This window comes from Nocardia brasiliensis NBRC 14402 (assembly GCF_000308475.2).
In the GTDB taxonomy this organism is placed as follows: Bacteria; Actinomycetota; Actinomycetes; order Mycobacteriales; family Mycobacteriaceae; genus Nocardia; species Nocardia brasiliensis.
The window spans coordinates 1-2,290 of record NZ_BAFT02000087.1 but is presented as its reverse complement, the minus strand read 5'-3'; the positions used below and the strand labels follow the sequence as shown (position 1 = coordinate 2,290).

Here is a 2,290-nt window from a genome sequence, read left to right as displayed (position 1 = left end):
GGCGGCCGTGCCGGTGGCCGCGACCTCCGCGCTCGTCGGCGGCGTGGTGGGCCTGGCGCTCGGGCTGCCCCTGCTGCCCGTCGGCGTGGTCGCGGGTCCGATGCTCGGCGCGAGCGTCGGCGCGGCCGTGATCACCGTGCCCGCCGCGGCGATCGGCGCGGCGGCCGGTGCGGCCGTCGGCGCGGTCAACGCGTTCAACGCGCCGTCGCGGGTCGTCGGCGACTGATCGTCCACTAGTGCGCCACCCATCGAGGGTGGGAACCCGACCACGCTGTCGAGTTCCCACCCTTCCCTTTTGTCCCGATCCGGGTGCGCTTACCCTCGAGGTGACGTGCGCCACTGTGCGCGTCGGCGCGCCGCCCGTGCTGCGCTCCGGCGAGTCGCACTACCTGCCAAAGGCTCGCAACACAACAGCAAACGCCGCGCGGAGACCGAACGGAAACCGAACTCGCACACCGCTCCTGCGTCCCCGCGCCTACGTTCGCGCACCACTTCGGTGTTCGCGCACCCGCTGCGGTGTTCGAGCACCACTTCGGTGTTCGCGCACCCGCTGCGGCCTGCCACAGCGGGTGCGCGAAGACGGAAAGGGTGCGGGAAGTCAGAGCGCGCCGCTGGTGCGGGTGCGCAGGGTGCCGCCCGCGGCGAGCGGGAGGCGGGAGTCGGTGAGGCCCACGGTTTCCTCGGGTCGCTCGTCCGGGTAGCGCAGCTCGCTCTCGAGCGCGCGCGGTGCGTCCAGGGCGTCGTCGGCGGCGGCGCCCAGACCCAGTTCCAGGCGATGGCGCAGCAGCGGCGTCTTGCCGATATCGGCGATCAGGTCGCCGCGCCAGCCGCCGTGCGCCTCATTGGACCGGCCGATCTGCACCCGCTCGCGCAGCCGCAGCCGGGCATCGGGGGCGAGCCGGACCGTGCTGACGGTGTGGTGCTGCGCCCCGCCCGCCACGATCGTCGGCTCGGGATCGAAGTCGAGCTCGCCGCCGCGGCCCACGTCGAACCGCCAGTGCGCCAACGACATCGGCGTCGCGGCGCTGGGCAGCGCGATGGTGGCCGCGACCGAGCGCACGACCAGCCGCGCCCCGGCCCCGACCACCACCGTGATGTCGAGCTCGTCGCCCCCGAGCGGCGTCGCGGCAGTGCCGATCAGGTGCACCGTGTCCGGCCCGGTGCGGCGCGCCGAGAGCCCGCCGCTCGCGTGGATCTCGGGCAGCGTCGCCACCCGCGCGATGATCCGGAGTTCAGTGCGCAACAGGGGCTTCGGCGGCGGCGCGGTCCTGGTCGGCGAGCAGCCGCAGTTGGGTACGCACCCAGGCCAGCACCGGGGTGGCGGCCGGGTCGTCGGTCAGCGAGATCAGCGCGGTCGGGCGGCCCTCGCGCACCTTCGCCGCGTCGCGCTCCATCACGCCGAGATCCGCGCCCACCAGCGGAGCCAGATCGGTCTTGTTGACCACCAGCAGATCCGAGAACGTCACGCCAGGACCGCCTTTGCGCGGCACCTTGTCCCCGCCGGCCACGTCGACCACGAAGATCTGCACGTCGATCAGGCCGGAGGAGAAGGTCGCGGTGAGGTTGTCGCCGCCGGATTCCACCAGGATCAGGTCCAGCGGCGGGTTCGCCGCGATCAGATCGTCGATCGCGTCCAGGTTGGCCGTGATGTCGTCGCGGATGGCGGTGTGCGGGCAGCCGCCGGTCTGCACCGCGGTGATCCGCTCGTCCGGCAGCACCGCGTGCCTGCGCAGGAAGTCGGCGTCCTCGGTGGTGTAGATGTCGTTGGTCAGCACGGCCAGCGACAGCTCGTCGCGCAGCTGCCTGCACAGCGCGGCGACCAGCGCGGTCTTGCCGGAGCCGACCGGACCGCCGATGCCGATGCGCAGCGCCTCCCCCGCGGTGCGCGCGCGCTTCGGGCGATCATGCGAATGGTCGTGCGGTTCACCGTCGATCAGATGCGGTGGCATGGTGGCGATCTCCTTTTTCTGGGATTCAACTGGCGAACAGCGGCATGTCGCGGTGCAAATGGCGTTGCGCGAGCACGTCTTGCAGCGGGTCGGACAGGCAGGCGAGGCCGTCGACCGCGTCGGCGGCGGTGCGGTCGCACAGGTCGGCGAGACGGACCGTGCAGGCCGCGATGGCCGCGGGGTCGAGCGCGAGCAGCCGTTGCGCGGCGGTCGCCGCGCCGGTCAGCGTGGTGTAGACGACCACGCCCGCGATCTCCTGCGGCGTCACCAGGCAGGCGGCGCCGACCATGCCGAACACGGTGGACAGGTGCGGGCGCGGGCCGACCGCGGCCCAATCATGG

3 protein-coding genes and 1 pseudogene are annotated in these 2,290 nt (G+C 72.9%); 1 reads left to right on the top strand and 3 read right to left on the bottom strand.

Translation table 11 applies throughout. The features are described 5' to 3' along the window. Positions 1 to 226, top strand: a pseudogene (locus TY25_RS43290) (hypothetical protein); the annotation flags it as partial. Between the two features lie 372 nt (positions 227 to 598). Here TY25_RS43290 and TY25_RS30570 read toward each other — a convergent pair. From TY25_RS30570 to TY25_RS43285, 3 genes are all read right to left on the bottom strand, one after another. Next, entirely contained in the window at positions 599 to 1,243 is a 645-nt protein-coding gene (locus TY25_RS30570) for an urease accessory protein UreD (protein ID WP_042261913.1), read from the bottom strand. Next, positions 1,233 to 1,949 carry an urease accessory protein UreG gene (ureG, locus tag TY25_RS30565; protein ID WP_042261910.1) on the bottom strand — a complete coding sequence of 239 codons (717 nt, stop codon included), beginning with the start codon at positions 1,947 to 1,949 and terminating at the stop codon, positions 1,233 to 1,235. Before ureG ends, TY25_RS30570 begins: the two co-directional genes overlap by 11 nt. A gap of 25 nt (positions 1,950 to 1,974) precedes the next feature. Beyond that, the coding region (locus TY25_RS43285) for an urease accessory UreF family protein (protein WP_042261908.1) at positions 1,975 to 2,290 on the bottom strand (316 nt) is incomplete at its 5' end.